Genomic DNA, 21,999 nt, shown 5'->3' with positions numbered 1-21,999 from the left:
GCGTCGCGACGACGGGCATCACGGCGTCGTGGTGTCGTCCTCCGGTGCGGGCGCGAGGAGTTCGCGCGCGTACGCGTCGACCGCGCGGCGGTACTGCGTGAGGTGCGGGGCGAGGGCGATGAGGGCCACGGATGCCGCGGCATCCGTTCGACCCGACGACGCGAGCGCGAGCGCGCGGAACGCCTCGACCGCGTCGGCGAGGTCGCCCGCATCGTCGCGGACGCCGTCGAGGAGCACCAGCGCCTCCTCCCGACGTCCGAGGTTGCGGACGGTCGACGCGAGCTGGATGTGCGCCTCGACGCGAGCCCGACCCGACAGCCCGAGTTCGAGGGCCCGGCGGTAGCGCGGTTCCGCCTCCGCCTCGAGCCCGGCCGAGTCGCGTGCGCCTGCGGCCTCGAAGGGACCGCGGGAATCGTCCGCCGGGAGTTCGGCCACGAGCAGGTCGATGCGCTCGATCACGGCCTGATCGCCGAGGTCGGACGCCGCCGCCCACACGGCATCGACCCGGCGCTGCCAGTCGTCCATGCTCCTTTCCTCCTCCGGAGACGACGGACGGGGCCGGGCATGGGTGCCCGGCCCCGTCGCGTGCTCGCTCGGGTCGTCGCCGACTACTCGGCGTCGGCCTGCTTCGCGGTGCGCTTGCGCGCCGGCTTCTTCTCGGCGTCGGCCTCCTCGGCGGACGCCTCGTCGGCCTCGGCGGCCTTCTTGCTGGAGCGCTTCTTGGCGGGCTTCGCCTCCTCGGCGGGCGCCTCCTCGGCGGGCGCCTCCTCGGCGGGCGCCTCCGACGCGGCCTCGTCGCCCTCGGCCTCGTTCTCGTCGACCACGGCGGTGAACTCGGAGAGGTCGACCGCGTTGCCGGCGGCATCCTTCACCGTGACCTTGCCGAGCGCGATGGCGAGCGCCTTGTTGCGGGCGACCTCGCCGACCATGGCGGGGATCTGGCCGTTCTGGCTGAGGATCTGGACGAACTCGTTCGGGTCCATGCCGTACTGCGCGGCGCCCTGCACGAGGTACTGGGTGAGCTCCTCCTGGCTGACCTGGACCTTCTCCTGCTCGGCGATCGCGTCGAGGACGATCTGGGTCTTGAACGCCTTCGTGCTGGACTCGGTGACCTCGGCGCGGTGCTCGTCGTCCTCGAGGCGACCCTCGGACTCGAGGTGGCGGTGCACCTCGTCCTCGATGACGCTGTCGGCGACGGGCACGTCGACCAGCTCGAGGAGCTTGTCGACGAGGAGGTCGCGGGCCTGGCTGCCCTGACCGAACGACTTGTTCTTCGCGACCTGCTCCTTGAGGCTCGCGGTGAGCTCGTCGAGCGTGTCGAACTCGCTGGCGATCTGCGCGAAGTCGTCGTCGGCCTCGGGGAGCTCGCGCTCCTTGACGGCCGTGACGCTCACGGTGATCTCGGCGGTCTCGCCCTGGTGGTCGCCGCCGAGCAGCTTCGACTCGAACGTCGTGGTCTCGCCCGCGGTGAGCGAGTCGAGCGCCTCGTCGATGCCCTCGAGCAGCTCGCCCGAGCCGAGCTCGTACGAGACGCCGCTCGCGGTGTCGACCTCGGTGCCGTCGATCGTCGCGACCAGGTCGAGCGTGACGAAGTCGCCGGTCTTCGCCGGGCGATCGACGGTGATGAGGGTGCCGAAGCGGCTGCGGAGACGCTCGAGCTCCTCGGTGACCTCGTCGTCGCCGACCTCGACCGAGTCGACGGTCAGCTCGAGGCCCTGGTAATCGGGCAGCTCGATCTCGGGACGGACGTCGACCTCGATCGCGAGCAGCAGGTCGCCGGAGAAGTCCTTCTCGTTCGGCCACTCGACGATGTCGGCCGAGGGGCGGCCGAGGGGGCGGAGCTCGTGCTCGTTCACCGCGGCGCGGTAGAAGCCGTCGAGGCCCTCGTTGACCGCGTGCTCGAGCACGGCGGCCTTGCCGACCCGCTGGTCGATGATGGGCGGCGGCACCTTGCCCTTGCGGAAGCCGGGCACGGCGATCTGCTCGGCGATGTGCTCGTAGGCGTGGGCGATGCTGGGCTTCAGCTCCTCGGGCGTCACCGAGATGGTGAGCTTGGCGCGCGTCGGGCTCAGCTTCTCAACCGAAGTGGTCGGCATGGGGAAGATTCTCCTGTTTGGTGGAAGTTCGTGTCGAGCCGGTGCGACTCGTCGGGGCGACAGGATTCGAACCTGCGACCTCCCGCTCCCAAAGCGGGCGCTCTAGCCAAGCTGAGCTACGCCCCGAGCCGTCGGCTTGACTCGTCGTCCGCCCGGGTCGGCATGCCGGAGCACGTCGGAGTGGGGGTGGACGCCGGAAAGTCTACTGCACGAGCCGCCGCCCGCCCTGACGACGACTCCTCCGGCGGCGCCCTGTGGACAACGGACTCGGTGTGGACACCGACGACGGAGGTGGGCCGGCGTGCCAGAGTGAGCGCATGCCCCATCAGACGCATCCCGCGGCGTCCGACGTGCGACGCTGGCCGAGCGACCCCGCCATGCTCGTCGACACCACCCGCTGCCCCGCCTGCTTCTCGCAGCTGTTCCGGACCGTGTGCGACACGTGCGGCCTGCGGCTCGACGTCCCGCTCGCCGCCGAGGCGCTCGCGGCAGGCGCCCGCGTGCGGGACGCGGAGGCGGAGCGGCAGGTCGTCCTCAGCCGGATGCGCGCGCAGCAGGCCGCGGCCGCCGCGCGGCCCGTGCCGCCTCCCCTGCCGGCCGTGGCCGCGCCCGTGGCCAACGCCGGCCCGGCGCCGCTCGCTCCCCCGCTGTCGCCGGCCGCGCCGCCGCTGCAGCCGGTGGCGCAGCCCCCGGCCACGGCGCCGCAGGTCGCGCAACCGCAGGGCGGGACGCCGCTGCGTGCCCGGCGCTCCGGGGTGCAGGTCCTCCTGCTCACGCTCGGCGTGGTGCTCCTGTCCGTCGCGGCCGTCGTGTTCCTGCTGGTCGCCTACCTCATCGCCACGCTCGAGGTCCGGTCGGTCGTGATCGCGGTCGCGAGCGTGCTCGTCCTCGGCGTCGCCTGGCTGCTCCGCGCACGCGGCCTGCCCGGCACGGCCGAGGGCGTGGCGGCGCTGGCCGTCGTGCTGCTCGTGCTGGATGTCTGGATCGTGCGGGCGAACGACCTGTTCCTGAGCGACCGCGTCGACGCGCCCGGATACTGGGGCACCGCTCTGCTCGTCCTCGCGGCGCTGCTCGCCGCGGCGCGGCTCGTCACGGCCGTCCGCGTGACCGGGATCGCGGCAGCGGTCCTCGCGCCGACCGGCCTCGGCATCTTCATGTACGGCATCGCGCCGCGTGGCGAGTCCGCCACGGGCGTGTGGCTCGGCGGGCTGGCGGTGCTCCTCGCGGGAGCGGCCGCACGCTTCGGCCGCGCCGCGATCGAGCGCACGCTCCTCGTCTCCGCGGGGCTCGTCGGCGGTGTCACCGCGCTCGTCGCCGCCCCATGGGCCCTCGGCGGCACGGAATGGGGGGCGACGTGGGCGCTTGCCGGCGTCGCCGGCGGCTGGCTCGTCATGCTGGTGGCGCTCCGGGCCCGCTCGACGGATGCCTGGCCCCGACAGGCACCGCTCGCGGCTGCCCTCGCGGGGGTCGCGGCGGCGGCCGCCCCGGCCCTGGGTGCCGCCATCGAGCTCGACCAGCGCGACGCCCTGTGGGCGGCGCCGACCTCCGCTGCGGTGATCGCGTGCCTCGCCGCGGCCGCAGCGCGGCTCCGGGCCTCCTGGTTCCGCGACGGGTTCACCGCGTTCGTGGCGAGCGGGACGACCGCGATCGTCGCGGCGGTGCCGGCGCTGCTCGTCACGGCGCTCGCGGGGGCATCGCTCGCGACCGTGCCGTTCCGGGCGTGGACGCTCGACGCCACCGCCCCGCGCCCCGGCGACGACGGACTGATCGGCGAACTCGACCGCGTGGCGACGGGTGCCGCGCTGGCGCCCGCGGCGCTCGGCGTCGCCGCGGCGATCGCCTTCCTGCTGCTCGGTCGCCTCCGTCGGCTCGGATCCGTCCCGGCGGCGCTCCTCGGCACCGCTGCGGTGGCCGCCGCCCTGACGGCCCCGACGCCGCTCGCCATCACGGCGCTGCTCGTCGGCGTCGGCGTCGTGGCGCTCGTGCTGGCAGCGATCGGACTCCTCCGCCGCGTTCCCGGCGCGGTGTCGGTGCTCGCGGTGTTCGGCATGGGGTCTGCGGCCGCAGCATGGGCGCTGTCGCACGGGAGCGCCGGACTGTGGTGGTGGGTCGTGCCGGTGGTCCTCGGACTCGCGATCGCCGGCCGGGTGCTCGCGCGGCGGATCTGGTCGTCGGCGGCGCGGCCGCTCGCCGTCGGGCACGCCGCCGCGGGTGCGGCGATCGTCGCGCTCGCGGCCTTCAGCCTCCCCGCGTGGAGCGACGCGGCCGGGTCCGCGTTCACGTCGCCCTGGGACCGCGGTGCGTTCGTCGGCGGGCTCGTCGCAGCGCTGGCCCTCGCGGGGGTGGCTGCGGTGCGGTCACTCGGGCGCGGCGATCGTTCGGCGATCGCCATCCCGCTGCTCGCGGCCGCACTGGTCGGTTCCCTGGCGGCCGCGATCCCGACGATCGCAGCCCGGTTCGCCGTACCCGACCTCGATGCGCTCCCGCTCGGCGAGGCGGTCGGCTGGGTTCCCGCGACCGCACTCGTGCTCGTCGGCCTGCTCTGGCTGCGATCGCCCGTACCGGGACTCCGCATGGCCTTCGCGGCAGCCACGCCGATCGCGCTCGGCCTTGCGGGCGCATCGGTCGTCGCCGCCTACGGCTCCGCGGCGTCGGTGGTCCACGGCGTCGCCGGCGCAGCCCTGCTCGCGGCGGGCCTCGCGCACGTCCTCCTTCCGATTGCCTCCGGCGTGCGGGACGCGTGGGCATCGGCGATCGGACCGGTCGCGATCGTCGCGTTCACCGCGGCCTTCCTCCCCCCGTCCGCACCGGAGCAGACCTGGCTCGCGCTGCTCATCCTCACCCCGCTTCCGATGCTGATCGCCGCGCTCTGGGGCGATCCCGTCGGGGGCGACTCGCCGGCGCGCCACCTGTCATGGCTGAGCCTGCCGTTGGCCGTGGGTGCGGTCTGGGCGCGGTTCGCCGCCGACGGCGTCCGGGACGTCGAGGCGTACACCCTGCCGCTGGCCGTGGCGCTCGGCGCGGCCGGCGCGCTGCTCATGTGGCGCCGGCCCGCCGGCGCGAGCACCGCGGTCGGACGCACCGCGGTGCTCGGTGCCGCCGCCGTGATCGCCGTGCTCCCGAGCGTCTCGGCCGCGAGCGGGTCGGAGCTGCGCGCGCTGCTCCTCGTCTCGATCGGCACCGTGGTGCTCCTGGCGGGACTCGCGCTGCCGGACGCCGTGCGGGGCGTTCCCCTGCGGCTGCTCGTCGTGACTGCCGGATGGGCCGCCGTGGCCGGCGGTGCGGTCGTCTGCGGTACCGCCGTCGCGACCGGTGCGTCCGGGGCCCTCGTGCCCGAGGTCTGGTCTGCGGCGGCGCTCGCCGTCGGCGCGGTCGCCGCGTTCGCGTGGTCGCGGACCGAGCCGCGACCCACCACGCTCGCGGAGTGGGGTCTCGCCGCATCCGTGACCCTCGCCTCCGTGCCGACGTTCGCCGCCATCCTCGACGACGACCTGCCCGACCTGCGAGCCGGCCTGCTCCTCGCGTCGCTCGCGGCGGTGCACGTGGCGTCCGTCGCCGTGCGCACGAGGCCCCTGTCCGGACCCATCCTCCGGTGGACCACGCTCGGCGTTCTCGTGCTGGGCGCGCTCGTCGTCATCGCCGCGAGCACGGTGGACCCGTTCGATCTCGTGACGGTCCCGGTCGGACTCGGGCTCATCGCCGCCGGTGCGATCGACCTGACGCGCCGACCCGGACTCGGCAGCTGGCCCGCGCTCGGGCCCGGTCTCGCCGTGGTGCTCCTCCCGGCCCTGCTCGCCGACTGGACCGATCCGCAGCTCTGGCGGGTGGTCGGACTCGGCGTCGCGGCGGTCGCCGCCGTGGTCGTCGGCGCCGTGCTCCGGTTGCAGGCCCCCGTCCTCCTGGGCGGGGCGGTGCTCCTCGTGCACGCCCTCACGCAGCTCTGGCCGTGGATCAGCGCGCTGTACGAAGCGGTCTGGTGGTGGCTGTGGCTCGGGCTCGCGGGCGCCCTGCTCGTCGTGATCGCCGCGACCTACGAACGGCAGGTGCGCCTCGCTCGCGGCGCCACGCGGACGATCGCCGCACTCCGCTAGCGCGGAGCGGCCGGCGCGGGACGACGGTCATCGTGTACTACGATGATCGGGTGCCCGCGAGCGGGCGCTCGGGGATGTAGCTCAATGGTAGAGCCTCAGTCTTCCAAACTGATGGTGCGGGTTCGATTCCCGTCATCCCCTCCACAGTCCGTCAACCCCCTGCGAATCCGCGTCATCCGCTGGGCCATCCGTCGCCCGTCGGCGTAGCGTGGTTCGCGAACGTCATCGAGTGGAAGGGGACCACATGACCGACTCCAAGACGGCTCCCAAGAAGTCCGCCCCGCCCAAGGGCGGCGCCGACCCCGAGGTGGCCTCGGGCGTCTCGCAGTTCCTCACCCCGGTCGTGCACGAACTCACCGTGCTCGCCGTGAACGGCAAGCAGGCCCACTGGAACGTGCGGGGCCGCGACTTCCTCGAGGTGCACGAGTTCCTCGACACGGTCGTCGACCACGCACAGGAGTGGGCCGACCTCGCCGCCGAGCGGGTCGTCGCGCTGGGACTGCCGATCGACGCCAGGCTGTCCACCATCGCGAAGCAGACCGAAGCGGTGGATCCGAAGGCGGGCTTCAAGCAGTCCGACGAGACGATCGCCGACGTCGTCGCGCAGATCGATGTCGCCACGCAGAAGGTCAACGCCGCCATCGAGGGACTCGAGGAACTCGACCCGGCGAGCCAGGATGTCGCGATCGAGATCCGGCAGGGCCTCGACAAGGACCGCTGGTTCCTCGCCGCGCACACCAGCGTCGAGTAACGACCAGGCCCCGCGCCGACAGGTGCGCGGAACCGGGCCCGGGTGCAGAATGCCGGTATGGCGGATGCGCCCGGGCCCGACCCGTCTCCGCCGACATCCGGGGCCGGACCGGACGGCGGCGGACTGACCGATGCGCAGAAGTCGCTCCGAGCGCAGATGCTCGCCACGGAGCACTGGAGCCTCCTCGCCTCGCGCTCCACGACGCAGAGCGAGGTGCTCACGCGCATCGCGATCTTCCTCACGCTCGTGTCCGCCGGCCTGCTCGCACTCGGCCTCCTCGGGAACGCGACGCAGTTCCGCGGATGGTTCGGCGTCGCCGCCCTCGGCATCCTGCTGCTCCTGGCGCTGCTCGGGCTGATCACGGCGATGCGCGTGTACAACAGCGGGACGGACGACCTGATGTACGTCATCGCGATGAACCGCCTCCGCGGCGCCTACCTCGATCTCGACCCCGGACTCGAGCGGTACCTCGTCTCCTCGGCGAACGACGACGAGCCGGGTGTCGCGCGCACGTACTACGCGTACGGACCGCGACGCAGCCAGGTGTTCGCGAGCTCGATGATGATCATCACCGTCGTCGAGGCGTCGGTGCTCGGCCTGCTCGCCGGCGGCATCGTCGTGGCGCTCGGCGCGGACATCGTCGTCGCCGTCGTCGCCGGCGGTGCCGTCGCGCTGGTCGCCGTCCTCGGTTGGCTCGTGTGGGGGTACCGCACCTATCGTCACGCCATCGACACGCACCGGCCGCTCCGGAGGACGCCGCCGGCGTGAGGCCTCAGCGCCGCAGCCAGGCGAGCACCGCGAGCACGCGACGGTGGTCGGTGCCCGAGTCCTCGAGGCCGAGCTTCTGGAAGATCGACGTCACGTTCTTCTCGACCGCCCCGACGCCGATGAACAGCTGCGACGCGATGCCCGCGTTCGTCCGCCCTTCGGCCATGAGCTCGAGGACCTCGCGCTCGCGCGGCGTGAGCGAGGCGAGCGGGTCGCCGCGGCGGGCGAGCAGTTCCCGGACGACCTGCGGATCGAGCACCGTGCCGCCGTCCCGGATCCGCAGCACCGCGTCCTGCAGGTCCTCGAGGGAGGCGACGCGATCCTTCAGCAGGTACCCCATGCCGCCGTCGGCGGAGGCGAGCAGCTCGTGCGCGTACGTGCTCTCGACGTACTGGCTGAGCAGCAGCACCCCGAGTCGCGGCGCCCGTCGCCGCAACTCGATCGCCGCGCGGACGCCCTCATCGCGGAAGGTCGGCGGCATCCGCACGTCCAGCACCGCGACCTCCGGTGCCGCCCGGTCGAGGTCGGCGAGCAGCGACTGGGCGTCGCCGTAGGCACCGACCGTCTCGAACCCGGCCTCGTCGAACAGTCGCACGAGGCCCTCGCGGAGCAGCATCGAGTCCTCCGCGAGGACGATGCGCACGGGTGCGCCGGCAGCCTGGTCGGTCACCGTCCCACCCTAGCGAGCGGTCGGCGGGACCGGCTCGATCGCAGTCCGCTCCCGAACGTACGGGAAGTGGGCGCCGATCACGGTGGGCCCGCCCGCGGGACTGTCGATGACGAGCAGCCCGCCGAGTCCGCGCACGCGCTCGTCGAGGCCGGCGAGTCCGTGGCCCGGGACGACCGCCGCGCCGCCGTGGCCGTTGTCGGTGACCCACAGGTCGAGCCAGAGTCCGCTCGGCCCGGTGTCCCTCGTCGAGAGGCGCAGGCGGACGGCGCTGGCCGACGCGTGCTTGACGGCGTTCGTGAGCAGTTCGGCGGCGATGAAGTACGCGTTGCGTTCGATCGCCGCGGGCAGCGCGGCATCCGTCGCCTGCACCTCGAGCGTCACCGGCACGGGGCTGCGCGCCGCGAGCGACTCGAGCGCACTCGCCAGGCCGCGGTCCTGCAGCAGCGGCGGGGCGAAGCCGCGGGAGAGCGCCCGCAGCTCGTCGAGGGTGTCGCGGGCCTGCTCCCGCGCCTCACCGAGGAGGACACGGGCGGCCTCGGGGTCGACGTCGAGCTTGCGTTCGATCGCCGCGAGGTCCATCTGCAGGCGCACGAGCCGCTGCTGCGGGCCGTCGTGGATGTCGCGCTCGAGCCGGCGGAGAGCGGCGTCCTCAGCCTGCACCGCGGCCCCGCGCGACGCCGACAGCTGCGCGACCTGGCGCTCGAGGGCCTCGGAACGCCAGGCGCCGAGCATGCCCCGGTCGACGGCCTCGTGCAGGCGCGTGAGCCCGCCGGTGATGAACGGCAGGGTGAGCAGGAGCACCGCGCCGAGCACGAACTGCCCCACTCCGGCGAGCACGATGGGCTCGACGCCGAGCGCCTCGGCCAGGCGCGCGAACGCGCGGAAAAGGAGGGAGTCCTGCAGGACGGAACCGGACGTCGTCTGGACGAGCAGGCGATCCCAGATCCACGCGGTGAGCCCGCCGAGTGCGACCGAGACCCACACGACGGTGACGATCCAGCTGAACAGCGACACGATCGGGAACACCACCATGCCGTGCAGGAGGTACAACCAGTAGTGGCCGTCGATGAGCGGTCGCAGGAACGACGCCCACGCCCCCTCGCCCTCCGGTCCGCGCTGCCAGCGCGGTTCGCGCACCGGGGGTCGCCCCGCCCAGCGCAGTCGCATGAGCTCGAACGCACCGAGTCCGCGCGCGGTGTAGAGCGCCGCGAGCACCACGACGACGCCCACCGCGATGACGATGAGGCTCACGCCGGTCGAGAAGAGCGTGACGAGCACGGTGAACGCGACGACCGCGATCGGGAAGCCGAGCAGCAGGTAGCCGAGCTCGCGCGGCACTGCCGCCCAGCGTGCCCCGTAGCCGCGGCGGCGCGGCGCGGCATCCGTCGACCGGCTCGCCGCCGGCACCTCGGCGGCCGTCTCGGCGGTCGGCGCCGCGGCGGTGGGCTCAGTGGTGGTCATGGTCGTTCGTCTCCTCGGTCATCGTCGCACGCTGGCCGGGTTCGACGACGGCGAACTGGCCCATCATCCCCTGGTCCTCGTGCCAGAGCAGGTGGCAGTGGTACATGTACGGCGTGTCCGGGTCGGCGAAGTCGTCGAAGCGGAGGATCAGCTCGTACTCGGTCTCCGGCCTCACGTACACGGTGTCCTTCCATCCGGCGAGCTCGGGCGGTGGTGGGGCGCCGTCGACGGATGCCACGCGGAACTGCACGTCGTGGACGTGGAAGCTGTGCGGCACGCCGCTCGGGTTCGAGACGATCCAGCGCTCGGCGGTGCCGACGGTGACGGTCTCGTCGATGCGGTCCGAGCGCATCTGCTCGCCGTTGATCTGGAAGCCGTTCAGGTCGAACGTGCGCGTCACGGCGATGTCGGTGTCGATCGGGGGGAGCTCGACGAGCCGCTCCGGGAGCTCCGGGGAGGGGTCGAGCACGTCGGCCGCCCGCAGCTCGAGGACGTCGAACTCATCGGTCGCGCCGTTCATCCCGGCGACGACGGGCTGCAGCCCCGCCGCGGCCGGGGTCATCACGGACTGCAGCGTGCGACGTTCGCCGGGCGCCATCCGCACCACCACCTCGGCGCGTTCGCCGGGCGACAGCATCACGCGCTCGAGCGCGACGGATGCCGGGAGCAGCCCGCCATCGGTCGCGATCACGTCGATCGGGCTGCCGTCGCCCCACCCGAACGCGTAGCTGCGCGCGGTCGAGGCGTTGAGCAGCCGCAGGCGGACGAGCTCGTCCGCGACCTCGGCGTAGGCGCCCCGCACCCCGTTCACGAGCAGCTCATCGCCGAGCCGGCCCGCGAAGCCCTGCGGCGGCGTCTCGAGCCGGCCCTCGTCGGTGAAGGCGGCGTCCTGGACGATCACGGGCAGGTCGTCGACGCCGTACTCGCGCGGGAGCGGGAGCGCGCCCTCGGCGTCGTCGCGCACGAGGAAGAGGCCCGCGAGCCCACGTGCGACGTGCTCCTCCGTCTCGCCGTGGGGGTGCGGGTGGTACCAGAGCGTCGCGGCCCGCTGGTCGACGGTCCACCCGGGCGACCACGTGTCGCCGGGCGCGATCATCTGGTGCGGCCCGCCGTCCATCTCGGCGGGCAGGTGCATGCCGTGCCAGTGCACGGTGGTCGGCACCTCGAGCCGGTTCCCGACGTCGACGCGCACCCGCTCGCCCCGCCCGGCGACCAGGGTAGGCCCGAGGTACGACCCGTCGAATCCCCAGGTCTCGCTCGCGACGCCGGGCGCGAACTCGGTCGTGCCGGCCTGCGGTTCGAGCGAGAACACGCGCGTGCCGTCGGGCTCCACGGTCGACTCGGCGAGGGGCGGGACGGGCAGCGGCGTGTCGAGGTCGACCTCGCCGATGGTGGCGACCCGACCGGGTCCGCCCATCGAGCAGGCGGCGAGCGCCACGGCGGTCGTCGCGGCGATCAGGCCGAGTCCGGTGGAGACGAGCACGGCGCGGGGGCGGCGGAGTCCTGGCATACCCCAAGCCAATCGCGGGCGCCTCGGGGGCCCCAGCCGGCGGGCACCCGAACCGATCGGGGGCTACCCCCCGTGGGTGATCCGCCCGCCGAGCATCGTGAGTGCGACAGGCATGCGGCGCAGGTCGTCGACGGATGCCGCGACCGGGTCGAGCTCCACGACGGCAAGGTCGGCGGTCATGCCCTCGCGCACGACGGTGCCGGCGCCGTCCGTCGATGCGGCGAGCGCCACGGACGCCTCGACGGCCTGTTCCGGATGCCACGGGGCGCGCCCGTCGCGGGTGCGGCCGACGGCGGCCGCGATCGCGACCCACGGGTCGAGGGGCGCCACGGGCGCGTCGGACCCGAGTGCGAGTTCGACGCCGGCGGCGGCGAGGTCGCGGAGCATGAACGCCCGGTCGGTGCGTCCGGCCCAGTAGCGGTCGGCGATGTCGCGGTCGTCCATGGCGTGCTCGGGCTGCACGCTCGCGACGATGCCGAGCCGGGCGAACCGGTCGAGGTCGTCGCGGCGCAGCAGCTGGGCGTGCTCGATGGCGGCGCGGCCGCGCCATCCGTTCGGCTGGACGGCCTCGAGCGCGTCGAGGGCGCGTTCGTTGGCTCGGTCGCCGATGGCGTGGACGGCCGGGTCGAGGCCGATCTCGCGGGCGCGGCGGAGGTGCGGGACGAGTTCGTCGTAGGGCACGTTGGCGACGCCGTAGGGATGCTCGTCGGGGCCGAGTCCCGGGTACGGGTCGAGGCACCAGGCGGTGCGGGTGTTCAGCGAGCCGTCGGTGATGACCTTGTAGCCGCCGACGCGGACGAGCCCGCCGGTGCCGTCGACGACGTCGCCGGTGCGCAGGCCGGCTTCGGCGGCCCGCTCGAGGTGCTGCGTGTAGACGCCGAAGCGGACGCGGAGCGCGTCGAACCCGTTGCCGGCGCGTCGGGCCCAGTCGTCGCGGTTCCAGCGCATCTCGTAGTCGACGATGCCGACGACGCCGCGGGCTGCGGCGGCGCGGGCGGCGTCGGCGACCCAGTCGTCGAGCACCTGGTCGGCGACGTCGTCGAGCTCGCGGACGAGGCGGAAGCAATCGTCCTCGCGGAGCACTCCGCTGTCGCCGGCGCGGTCGAGGAGGCCGTGCCGGCGGGCCGCGGCGGTGTTGACCCAGCACGAGTGCAGGTCGCCCGAGACGAGCACGACGGGCACGTCGCCGGCGACGCGGTCGAGCAGTCCGACCGACTGCCCGTCGGGCCAGAGCCCGTCGCGGTAGCCCATGCCGACGACCTCGGCGGCGCCTCGGGCGACGGATGCCGCGACGAGCTCGGCCGCCTCGGCAGCGGACCCGACGGCGCCGAGGTCGATGCGCCGGGCGGCCATGGCCCACTGCGCCATGTGGACGTGGCGGTCCCACAGGCCGGGGACGAGCACGCGGCCGTCGAGGTCCCGGCGCTCGACGCCGGCGACGTCGGGCAGTCCGCCTGCCGGCGCGATGGTCTCCACGAGGCCGTCGGCGACGTGCACGTCGAGCACCGCGTCAGATCCCGGCATGCGGACGCCGGCGAGGACGAGGGCGGCCGGCGCGGCCGCATCCGCCGCGCTCACGCGCGAGCCGCCCGCAGCGCCTCGTGCGTGCGCCGCATCTCGGCGGCGAGCGCGGGGCTCGCGTACGGCCCGTCGCCCTCGAGTTCGGCGATGATGCGGTCGACGGTCTCGGCGGGTCGGTTCTGGCTCATCTTGTTCTTCGCGACGAAGCGGGTGATCGGGATCCGGAGGCCGACGGTGCCCGCGGCGATCCGTTCGGCGTAGGCGGCGTTCTCGGGCGTGGAGCGCATGCCGCGCGGCTCGGGCATCCGCTGCTCGAAGTGGTCGACGAGCGCGTCGAGCACGCGGAGGTTCTCGTCGGGTTCGAGCAACTCGGGGGTCCCGTGCAGGTGGGCGGTGATGAAGTTCCACGTCGGCACGGCCGGGTTCGCGTCGTACCAGCCGGGCGAGATGTACCCGTGGGGTCCCTGCACGACGACGAGCACCTCGTGGCGGCCGAGCTCGTGCACCTGCTCGTCGGGGCGTCCGACGTGGGTGAGGAGCGCGATGCCCTCGGCGCGTTCGTCGAGGAGGACGGGGTAGTGCGAGGCGACGAGGCCCGCGGCATCCGTCATCGACACGATCGTCGCCCACGGGTGCTCGCGGATGAGGCGCTTCACGCCCTCCTCGCTCGCGAGGGTGAAGCTCGGGTTCTGTCTCATGCGGCTCCTATGCCTGGCAGTTCGGGCACCAGTAGAGCTTGCGGGCGCCCATCTCCTCGAGGGCGATGTTCGTGCCGCACACCCGGCACGGGAGCCCTTCGCGCTTGTAGACCCAGTGGCGGTCGTCGCGGTTGGCCATGGCGGCGCGCCACGCCTCGCCCTCGAGGCCGTCCATCGTCATCATCTGCCCGGTCTCGACGCCGATGCGGAGCAGCCGCGACCAGTCGCGCCAGAGTTCGCGCACGGTCTCGTCGGGGACGAGGCGGCCCGGGGTGTGCGGGTTCAGCCGGGCGCGGAAGAGCAGTTCCGCGCGGTAGACGTTGCCGATGCCCGAGACCACGTTCTGGTCCATGAGGAGCAGCCCGATCGGGGTGGGCTTGCGGCGGACGACGCTCGTGAACCGTTCCTCGGCGTCGGGGCCGTCGTCGAGCAGCGGGTCGGGACCGAGTCGCGCGACGACCTGCTCGACCTGCGCCGGGTCGAGCACCTCGCACGCGGTCGGACCGCGGAGGTCGGCGACGACGCGTTCGGTGAGCAGCCGCACGCGCACCTGGCCGACGGGCTCGGGCGGGAAGGTCTCGAACCCGTTCTGCTCCTTCTCGGACTCCGACATGCGCAGTCGCGTGCGCCTCGGCGCGCCGATCGAGGTCAGCGAGTTCTCGCCGGCCGAGTCGAGCACCACCGCGTCGGGGTTGGGCGAGTCGAGGAACGTGCCCTTCTGGTTCGTCTGACCCATCCGCCCGTTCGACGACGCGATGGTCGCATCCATCAGGATGTCGCCCGCGAAGTCCCACGCCCCGTACATGCCGAGGTGCACCCGCAGCCAGCGGTCGCCCTCGAAGCCGAGGAACATCTGCTTGCCCACGGCGCGGGCATCCGTCATCCGCCGGCCATCGAGGTCGGCTGCGCCCTCCGCGAAGCGCCCCTGCGGACTCGAGGCGTGCACGACGTGCCCGACGAAGTTCCGCTCGAACTGGCGCGTGATGCGGTGGACGGAATGGCCCTCGGGCACGCGCGCTACTCCCCCGCGACGGGCGCGGCCACGCCCTTGCCGGCGATGTCGCCCGTGGTCTCGTACTCGGCCAGCTGCGCGATGCGGCGCACGTGGCGCTCATCGCCCGAGAACGGCTCGGCGATGAACGCGTCGATGTAGCGGATCGCCTCCTCCACCGTGTGCTGCCGGGCGCCGATCGAGATGACGTTGGCGTCGTTGTGCTGCCGCGCGAGGATCGCCGTGTCCATGCTCCACACGAGCGCTGCACGGATGCCGCGCACCTTGTTCGCGGCGATCTGCTCGCCGTTGCCCGAGCCGCCGAACACGATGCCGAGCGTCTTCACGCCGGCCGCCTGGTCGTGCGCCACGGCGAGCGCGGCGTTGATGCAGAAGGCCGGGTAGTCGTCGAGCGGGTCGTAGTCGGCGGGGCCGTGGTCGACGACCTCGTGGCCGCCGTTGGTCAGGTGCGCCTGCAGCGTCCGGCTGAACTCGAGGCCGGCGTGGTCGGTCGCGATGTGGATGCGCATGGGGCAAGTCTAGGGAGCGGCGCACCCCTCCCGGGCGAGGTGAGGCGGGGCTAGGCTGTTCGGGTTGCCCGGGCCCACGAACGCCCGCGGCGACGCATCCGTTCGACGCAGATGGAGAGCCGAGTGCCTGGAGAGAACCTCACCCGCATCGAAGCCGAGGAGCGCGCGGCGCTCGTCACGGTGCACGACTACGACGTCCGGCTGGATGTCACGACGGGCCCGGAGGTGTTCCGGACCGAGACGACGGTGCGCTTCAGCGCACGCGAGGGCGCGTCGACGTTCATCGACGCCATCACGGCCGCCGTGCACTCGGTGACGCTGAACGGGGAGTCGCTCGACCCCGCCGAGGTGAGCGACGGCGTGCGGATCCAGCTGCCGAACCTGAAGGACGAGAACTCGCTCACCGTCGTCGCCGACGGCCGGTACATGCACACAGGTGAGGGCCTGCACCGCTTCGTCGACCCGGTCGACGACGAGGTGTACCTCTACACCCAGTTCGAGGTGCCCGACTCGCGCCGCATGTTCGCGGTGTTCGAGCAGCCCGACCTGAAGGCGGCGTTCCGGTTCACGGTGACGGCTCCCGCGCACTGGCAGGTCGTGTCGAACTCCCCGACGCCCGAGCCGGTGGCCGCCCACGAGGGCGCGACGACGTGGGCGTTCGAACCCACCCCGCGGATCTCGAGCTACATCACGGCACTCATCGCCGGGCCGTACGACGTCGTGCGCGACGAGCTGACGAGCGCCGACGGCCGGGTGATCCCGCTCGGAGTGTTCGCCCGAAAGAGCCTGTCGGAGTACCTCGACGCGGATTACATCTTCGAGAAGACCAAGCAGGGCTTCGAGTACTTCGAGCGCAAGTTCGGCGTTCCCTACCCGTTCGCGAAGTACGACCAGCTGTTCGTCCCCGAGTACAACGCGGGCGCGATGGAGAACGCCGGGGCGGTGACGTTCACCGAGGTGTACGTGTTCCGCTCGAAGGTGACCGACGCCGTCAAGGAGCGGCGCGTCGTGACGATCCTGCACGAGCTCGCCCACATGTGGTTCGGCGACCTCGTGACCATGAAGTGGTGGAACGACCTCTGGCTGAACGAGTCGTTCGCCGAATGGGCTTCGACGATCGCGACCGCGGAGGCCACCGAGTGGCACGGCGCGTGGACCACGTTCAACGCCATGGAGAAGAGCTGGGCCTACCGTCAGGACCAGCTGCCCTCGACCCACCCGATCGTCGCGGAGATCCGCGACCTCGAGGACGTGCTGGTGAACTTCGACGGCATCACCTACGCCAAGGGCGGCTCGGTGCTGAAGCAGCTCGTCGCGTGGGTCGGCGTCGACGAGTTCTTCGCGGGCGTCTCGGCGTACTTCCGCAAGCACGCGTGGGGCAACACGACCCTCGCCGACCTGCTCGCCGAGCTCGAGGTCTCGAGCGGCCGCGACCTGTCGGGCTGGTCGAAGCTCTGGCTCGAGACGGCCGGCGTCAACACGCTCCGCCCCGAGGTCGAGGTCGACGACGAGGGCCGCATCACCTCCTTCGCGGTGCTCCAGTCGGCCGTCGCCGAGTACCCGACGATCCGCCCGCACCGCCTCGCCATCGGCTTCTACAACCTGTCCGAGGGCAAGCTGGTGCGCGACCACCGCGTCGAGCTCGACGTCGACGGGGAGCGCACCGAGGTCGGCGAGCTCGTGGGTCTCCCCCGCCCGCACCTCGTGCTGCTGAACGACGACGACCTGGCGTACGCGAAGATCCGCCTCGACCAGGCGTCGCACGGCGTGGCGCTCGGCAACCTCTCCGAGATCGACGACCCGCTGGCGCGCGCGCTCGTGTGGGGCTCGGTGTGGGATGCCACGCGCGACGGCGAGACCCGCGCGAGCGACTACCTCGCCCTGGTGCTCGGCAACATCGCGAGTGAGACCGAGTCGACGACCCTGCGCATCGTGCTCGCCAACTCGATCCTCGCCGCGAGCGCCTACATCGAGCCCGCCCGCCGGGCCGACGCGCTCCGCCAGCTCGCCGACGGGTTCTGGGAGCTCGCGAGCCAGGCCGAGCCCGGGAGCGACGCCCAGTTCCAGTTCGTGAAGGCGTTCGCGTCGATCGCCGAGCACGGCACGCACCAGGAGGACCTCCTCGCGCTCTACAACGGCGCGCTCTCGCTCGACGGCCTCGCGGTCGACACCGACCTCGGCTGGGAGCTCCTCGTCGCGCTCGCCGCGGCCGGTCGCGCCGACGACGGCGACATCGACGCGCGCCTCGCGACCGACGACACGGCGACCGGCCGCGAGGCGGCCGCGAAGGCCCGTGCCGCGATGCCCACGCCCGAGGCGAAGGAGCGCGCCTGGTCGTCGCTCGTCGACGTGGACACCGCGTCGAACTCGGTCGTCCGCGACACCGCCGCCGGGTTCCTCCGCGCGGTCGACCCGGCGCTGCTCGAGGCGTTCGTGGAGCGGTACTTCGGCATGATCGGGCGCATCTGGGAGGAGCGCAGCTACGCGATCGCCGAGAAGCTCGTCGACGGGCTCTACCCGTCGCCGCTCGCGAACGCCGCGCTGGTCGACGCGAGCCGCGGATGGCTCGACGCCAACCCGGACGCGCCGCCCGCGCTGCGCCGCCTGGTCGTCGAGAGCCTCGCCGGCGTCGAGCGCGCGATCGCCGCGCAGGCGCGCGACGCGCAGGAGGCGTAGTCGATGGGCCGCCCCGACCTGACCCGGGCGGAGGCCGAGGAGCGCGCGGCGCTCCTCGGTTCCCCCGCCTACGACGTGACGCTCGACCTCACCGGCGACGACGGCCGCTTCCGCTCCGAGACGATCGCGCGGTTCACGGCGACGCCCGGCGCGTCGACGTTCATCGAGTCGACCACGGCCGAGCTGCACGAGGTGGTCCTGAACGGGGTGGCCCTCGACCCGGCGACCGTCTCCGACGGGTATCGCATCCGTCTCGAGGGGCTCGCCGCCGAGAACGAGCTCCGCGTCGTGTCGACGCGCGAGTACACGAACACGGGCGAGGGGCTGCACCGGTTCGTCGACCCCGTCGACGGCGAGGCGTACCTCTACACGGAGTTCGCGGTCGCCGAGGCGAACCGGGTGTACGCGGTGTTCGACCAGCCCGACCTGAAGGCCGCGGTCCGCTTCACCATCACCGCGCCCGCGCACTGGACGGTGCTGAGCAACGCGCCCTCGCCCGAACCTGCCCCCGGCGCGGCATCCGGCACCGCCACGTGGTCGTTCGAGACCGGACCGGTCATCTCGAGCTACATCGTCGCGATCATCGCCGGACCGTACGCGTCATGGCGGGCGTCGGCGACGAGCACCGACGGCCGCGAGGTGCCGCTCGGGCTGTTCACGCGCCGGTCGCTCGCGCAGTACGCCGAGCCCGAGGTCATGTTCGAGCTCGTGCGCGACGGTCTCGCGTTCTACGAGACCGCCTTCGGCGTGCCGTACCCGTACGGCAAGTACGACCAGATCTTCGTGCCCGAGTACAACTGGGGCGCGATGGAGAACGTCGGGGCGGTGACCTTCAACGAGGGCTACCTCTTCCGCTCGCGCGTCTCCGACGCCCGACGGGAGCAGCGCGCCATCGTCGTGCTGCACGAGCTCAGCCACATGTGGTTCGGCAACTCGGTGACCATGCGGTGGTGGAACGACCTGTGGCTGAACGAGTCGTTCGCGACCTGGGCGTCCACGCTCGCGACGTCCCGCATCACGGAGTTCGCCGACGTGTGGGCGACGTTCGCGACCGACGAGAAGACGCACGCCGCCGAGCAGGACCAGCTGCCGTCGACGCACCCGATCGTCGCCGTCATCGACGACATCGGCGACGTTGAGGTGAACTTCGACGCGATCACCTACGACAAGGGCGCGTCGGTGCTGAAGCAGCTCGTCGCCTGGGTGGGGCTCGACGCGTTCCAGCGCGGCGTCGGCGCCTACCTCGCGAAGCACGCCGGCGGCAACGCGACCCTCGCCGACCTGCTCGCCGAGCTCGAGGCGGCCAGCGGCCGCGATCTCGCCGACTGGTCGTCGCGGTGGCTCGAGACCGCCGGCGTGAACACGCTGCGCCTCGAGGTCGAGACGGATGCCGCGGGCACGATCGCTGCCGCGCGCGTGCTGCAGACGGCGGCCGCATCCCACCCGACGCTTCGGCCGCACCGCATTGCGATCGGCGCCTATGACCGCGTCGGCGACCGCCTCGCCCGGGTGCACCGCGTCGAGCTCGACGTCGACGGCGCCGCCACCGAGGTGAGCGAGCTCGTCGGGCTCGCCCGGCCCGCCCTCCTGCTCGTGAACGACGACGACCTCACCTATGCGAAGGTCCGGCTCGACGCCCCGTCGTTCGCCACCGCCCGCGACCGCCTCGCCGAGCTCGACGACCCGGTCGCGCGGGCCGTGATCCTCGGGTCGGCGTGGGACGCCGTGCGCGACGCCGAGCAGCCCGCGTCCGACTTCGTGCGTCTGGTCGTCGCGAACGCGGGCCACGAGACGCAGTCCGCCGCGCGCGGGCTCGCGCTCGCCCGGCTCGAGTTCGCCGTGTCGCGCTACCTCGCGGACGAGCACCGCGACGCCCTCGCCGAGGAGGCCGCCGACGCGATCTGGGCGCTCGCCGAACTCGCACCCGCCGGCTCGGACGCGCAGCTGCAGTTCGCCAAGGCGTTCACGCGGCTCGCGTGCGTGCCGGCCCACGCCGACGTGCTCGGCGAACTCGCGAGCGGACGCACCCGCCTCGAGGGGCTCGACATCGACCTCGACCTGCGCTGGGAGATCACCATCGCCCGCGCCGCGCTCGGTGCGGCATCCGACGACGAGATCGACGAGGCGCTCGCCGCCGACGACACGGCGAAGGGCCGCCAGCTCGCCGAGACCGCGCGCGCCGCACGACCCGACCAGGCCGCGAAGGATGCCGCGTGGCGCCGGGTCGCGACCGACGCGTCGCTCTCGAACGACGTGGCCCGCGCCATCGCCGACGGCTGGCAGCGCACGATCGACCCGGCGCTGCTCGCCGGCACGGTCGACGACTACCTGGGCATGCTCGAGGGCGTCTGGGCCGAGCGCAGCTTCACCATGGCCTCGCTCATCGTCCGCCGGCTCTTCCCCGCACCGGTCGTCGACGCCGAGCTCGCGCGCCGCACGCGCGCGTGGCTCGGTGCGCACCCGGAGCCGGCGCCGCTGCACCGGCTCGTCGCCGAGCAGCTGTCGGAACTCGACCGGGCGCTCGCCGCGCGGGAGCGCGACGCGGCATCCGTCGCCCGGGACTGACTCGGGCCGGCAGGGCGCGGTGGGCGCGATCGGACGACGCCGCCCACCGCGCACCCGACCGACGTGCAGCTTCCGCCGACCCGGCGTCCAATAGACTTCCGGACCATGCTCCGCTTCGAAGAGCCCGCACCCGAGGTCGACATGCCGGCCCAGATCGACGCGTTCTGGGCCAGCGGGTGGGGGGTCATCCTCACCAACGTCATCACGGTCGTGGCGATCGTCGTCATCGCGCTCGTGATCCGCTGGCTCCTGCACTTCGCGATCCGCCGCACGGTCAACCGGATCGTCTCCGGTGTGAAGCGCAAGCAGGACGTCGAGGACACGCAGGCGCTCAACGCGTCGCCGCTGGCCGCCGTGCGGCTCGTGCAGCGCACGCGGACGCTCGGGTCGGTCCTCACCAACTTCGTCAACATCACGCTGTTCATCGTCGTGGTGCTCGCCGTCGTGCAGGTGCTCGTGCCCGACATCCTCGGCTCGTTCACGCTCCTGTCCGCGGCGATCGGCGCCGGCCTCGGCTTCGGCGCGCAGAACATCGTCAAGGACGCGCTCAACGGCTTCTTCATGGTGATCGAGGATCAGCTGGGCGTCGGCGACATCGTCGACCTCGGGCACGCGACCGGTATCGTCGAGGACGTCCGGATCCGGGTCACCTCCGTGCGCGACGTGAACGGCACGCTCTGGTTCGTGCGCAACGGCGAGATCAACCGCGTGGGCAACATGTCGCAGGGCTGGGCCCGCGTCATCGTCGACCTCGCGGTGCCGTACGAGGCCGACGTCGAAGAGGTGGAGGCGGCCCTGCTGAAGGCCGCCACGGGCATGGCGCAGTCGGGCAAGTGGCGCTCGCGCATCCTCGAGAAGCCGGAGGTGTGGGGTTTGGAGTCGATCTCGGCCGACGCCATGGTCATCCGCGTCGTCATGAAGGCGCGGACCTCGTCGAAGGACGACGTCGCCCGCGAACTGCGCATGCGGCTGAAGCGCGCGCTCGACGACCTCGGCCTCAAGCTGCCGAGCCTGTCGAGCGTGATCCTCACGGGCTTCGACGGCGTCACCCGCGTCAAGGGCGCGAAGCCGCCGAAGACCGCGCCGAGCCCGGTGGTGCCGGCCACCGACCGGCGCGGCCTGCGCACCAAGCGCGCCGTCGACTCGATCACCGGCGCGGGCAGCGTGCCGCCGACGGATGCCGCCCCCGGGGCGAGCCCCGAACCGCCCGCCGGCCCGCAGACCCCTCCGAAGGACGCCCCATGACCCTGCCCTCCCCCAGCTTCTACGAGCAGGTCGGCGGACGCCCGACCTTCGAGCGGCTCGTACACGAGTTCTACCGGGGCGTCGCGGATGATCCCGTGCTGAAGCCGATGTACCCCGAGGAGGACCTCGGTCCCGCCGAGGAGCGGCTCCTGATGTTCCTGGAGCAGTACTGGGGCGGTCCGACGACGTACAGCGAGCAGCGCGGCCACCCGCGGCTGCGCATGCGCCACCTGCCGTTCAAGGTCAACCCCGACGCCCGCGACCGCTGGCTCGCGCACATGCGCGCCGCGGTCGACACGCTCGACCTGCCGCCGGTCGCCGAGGCGACCCTGTGGGACTATCTGCAGCGGGCGGCGTTCGCGATGGTGAACACCTTCGAGGAGTGACGCCGGCGCGCCCGTCGGCGCTCCGCGAGCCCGTCCGCCC

The 21,999-nt window shown here is 72.9% G+C and carries 16 protein-coding genes and 2 tRNA genes; 8 read left to right on the top strand and 10 right to left on the bottom strand.

Annotated elements, in window-relative coordinates; translation table 11 throughout:
- Positions 1-18: 18 nt before the first annotated feature.
- The 3 genes from M1L56_RS12805 to M1L56_RS12795 form a co-directional block, all read right to left on the bottom strand.
- Complete coding sequence (locus M1L56_RS12805) at positions 19-525, bottom strand: tetratricopeptide repeat protein (RefSeq protein WP_248599524.1); 507 nt, start codon at positions 523-525, stop codon at positions 19-21.
- Positions 526-608: 83 nt separating this feature from the next.
- Entirely contained in the window at positions 609-2,096 is a 1,488-nt protein-coding gene (tig, locus tag M1L56_RS12800) for a trigger factor (protein ID WP_248599523.1), read from the bottom strand.
- A 51-nt stretch (positions 2,097-2,147) separates the two neighbouring features.
- Positions 2,148-2,222 (bottom strand) — tRNA-Pro (locus tag M1L56_RS12795).
- 191 nt (positions 2,223-2,413) lie between these two features.
- Here M1L56_RS12795 and M1L56_RS12790 point away from each other — a divergent pair.
- The 4 genes from M1L56_RS12790 (at position 2,414) to M1L56_RS12775 (ending at position 7,706) form a co-directional block, all read left to right on the top strand.
- Complete coding sequence (locus M1L56_RS12790) at positions 2,414-6,187, top strand: SCO7613 C-terminal domain-containing membrane protein (protein ID WP_248599522.1); 3,774 nt, start codon at positions 2,414-2,416, stop codon at positions 6,185-6,187.
- A 70-nt stretch (positions 6,188-6,257) separates the two neighbouring features.
- Positions 6,258-6,331: transfer RNA gene (locus M1L56_RS12785), tRNA-Gly, on the top strand.
- A gap of 100 nt (positions 6,332-6,431) precedes the next feature.
- Positions 6,432-6,938 (top strand): Dps family protein, encoded by a 507-nt coding sequence (locus M1L56_RS12780; protein WP_248599521.1) that lies wholly within the window; start codon positions 6,432-6,434, stop codon positions 6,936-6,938.
- 57 nt (positions 6,939-6,995) lie between these two features.
- Positions 6,996-7,706, top strand: coding sequence for a hypothetical protein (locus M1L56_RS12775; protein ID WP_248599520.1), 711 nt, complete (start codon positions 6,996-6,998; stop codon positions 7,704-7,706).
- A 4-nt stretch (positions 7,707-7,710) separates the two neighbouring features.
- Here M1L56_RS12775 and M1L56_RS12770 read toward each other — a convergent pair whose 3' ends face one another.
- From M1L56_RS12770 to M1L56_RS12740, 7 genes are all read right to left on the bottom strand, one after another.
- A complete protein-coding gene (locus M1L56_RS12770) occupies positions 7,711-8,376 on the bottom strand; it encodes a response regulator transcription factor (RefSeq protein WP_082847324.1) in 666 nt (221 codons plus the stop codon).
- Positions 8,377-8,385: 9 nt separating this feature from the next.
- Positions 8,386-9,837 carry a sensor histidine kinase gene (locus M1L56_RS12765; RefSeq protein ID WP_248599519.1) on the bottom strand — a complete coding sequence of 484 codons (1,452 nt, stop codon included), beginning with the start codon at positions 9,835-9,837 and terminating at the stop codon, positions 8,386-8,388.
- Positions 9,824-11,347, bottom strand: a complete 1,524-nt coding sequence (locus tag M1L56_RS12760; protein ID WP_248599518.1) for a multicopper oxidase family protein — start codon at positions 11,345-11,347, stop codon at positions 9,824-9,826. The genes M1L56_RS12765 and M1L56_RS12760 overlap by 14 nt, the downstream gene beginning before the upstream one ends.
- 63 nt (positions 11,348-11,410) lie before the next feature.
- Positions 11,411-12,925, bottom strand: coding sequence for an amidohydrolase family protein (locus M1L56_RS12755; protein WP_308198873.1), 1,515 nt, complete (start codon positions 12,923-12,925; stop codon positions 11,411-11,413).
- Positions 12,922-13,566 carry an FMN-binding negative transcriptional regulator gene (locus M1L56_RS12750; RefSeq protein ID WP_248599517.1) on the bottom strand — a complete coding sequence of 215 codons (645 nt, stop codon included), beginning with the start codon at positions 13,564-13,566 and terminating at the stop codon, positions 12,922-12,924. The genes M1L56_RS12755 and M1L56_RS12750 overlap by 4 nt, the downstream gene beginning before the upstream one ends.
- 7 nt (positions 13,567-13,573) lie before the next feature.
- Positions 13,574-14,578, bottom strand: a complete 1,005-nt coding sequence (locus M1L56_RS12745) for a DNA glycosylase (protein ID WP_248599516.1) — start codon at positions 14,576-14,578, stop codon at positions 13,574-13,576.
- 5 nt (positions 14,579-14,583) lie between these two features.
- On the bottom strand, positions 14,584-15,087 hold the full coding sequence (locus M1L56_RS12740; protein WP_067950409.1) for a ribose-5-phosphate isomerase: 504 nt from the start codon (positions 15,085-15,087) through the stop codon (positions 14,584-14,586).
- Positions 15,088-15,210: 123 nt separating this feature from the next.
- Between M1L56_RS12740 and pepN (M1L56_RS12735) the strand changes: the two genes are divergently transcribed.
- From pepN (M1L56_RS12735) to M1L56_RS12720, 4 genes are all read left to right on the top strand, one after another.
- Positions 15,211-17,763 carry an aminopeptidase N gene (gene pepN, locus M1L56_RS12735; protein ID WP_248599515.1) on the top strand — a complete coding sequence of 851 codons (2,553 nt, stop codon included), beginning with the start codon at positions 15,211-15,213 and terminating at the stop codon, positions 17,761-17,763.
- Between the two features lie 3 nt (positions 17,764-17,766).
- A complete protein-coding gene (gene pepN, locus M1L56_RS12730) occupies positions 17,767-20,328 on the top strand; it encodes an aminopeptidase N (RefSeq protein WP_248599514.1) in 2,562 nt (853 codons plus the stop codon).
- Between the two features lie 105 nt (positions 20,329-20,433).
- On the top strand, positions 20,434-21,573 hold the full coding sequence (locus M1L56_RS12725; protein ID WP_067950413.1) for a mechanosensitive ion channel family protein: 1,140 nt from the start codon (positions 20,434-20,436) through the stop codon (positions 21,571-21,573).
- Positions 21,570-21,959 (top strand): globin, encoded by a 390-nt coding sequence (locus M1L56_RS12720; RefSeq protein WP_067950416.1) that lies wholly within the window; start codon positions 21,570-21,572, stop codon positions 21,957-21,959. The genes M1L56_RS12725 and M1L56_RS12720 overlap by 4 nt, the downstream gene beginning before the upstream one ends.
- Positions 21,960-21,999 lie beyond the last annotated feature (40 nt).

This window comes from Agromyces sp. C10, from assembly GCF_023217995.1.
Classification (GTDB): Bacteria; Actinomycetota; Actinomycetes; order Actinomycetales; family Microbacteriaceae; genus Agromyces; species Agromyces indicus.
This window is presented reverse-complemented; position numbering and strand designations above follow the sequence as displayed.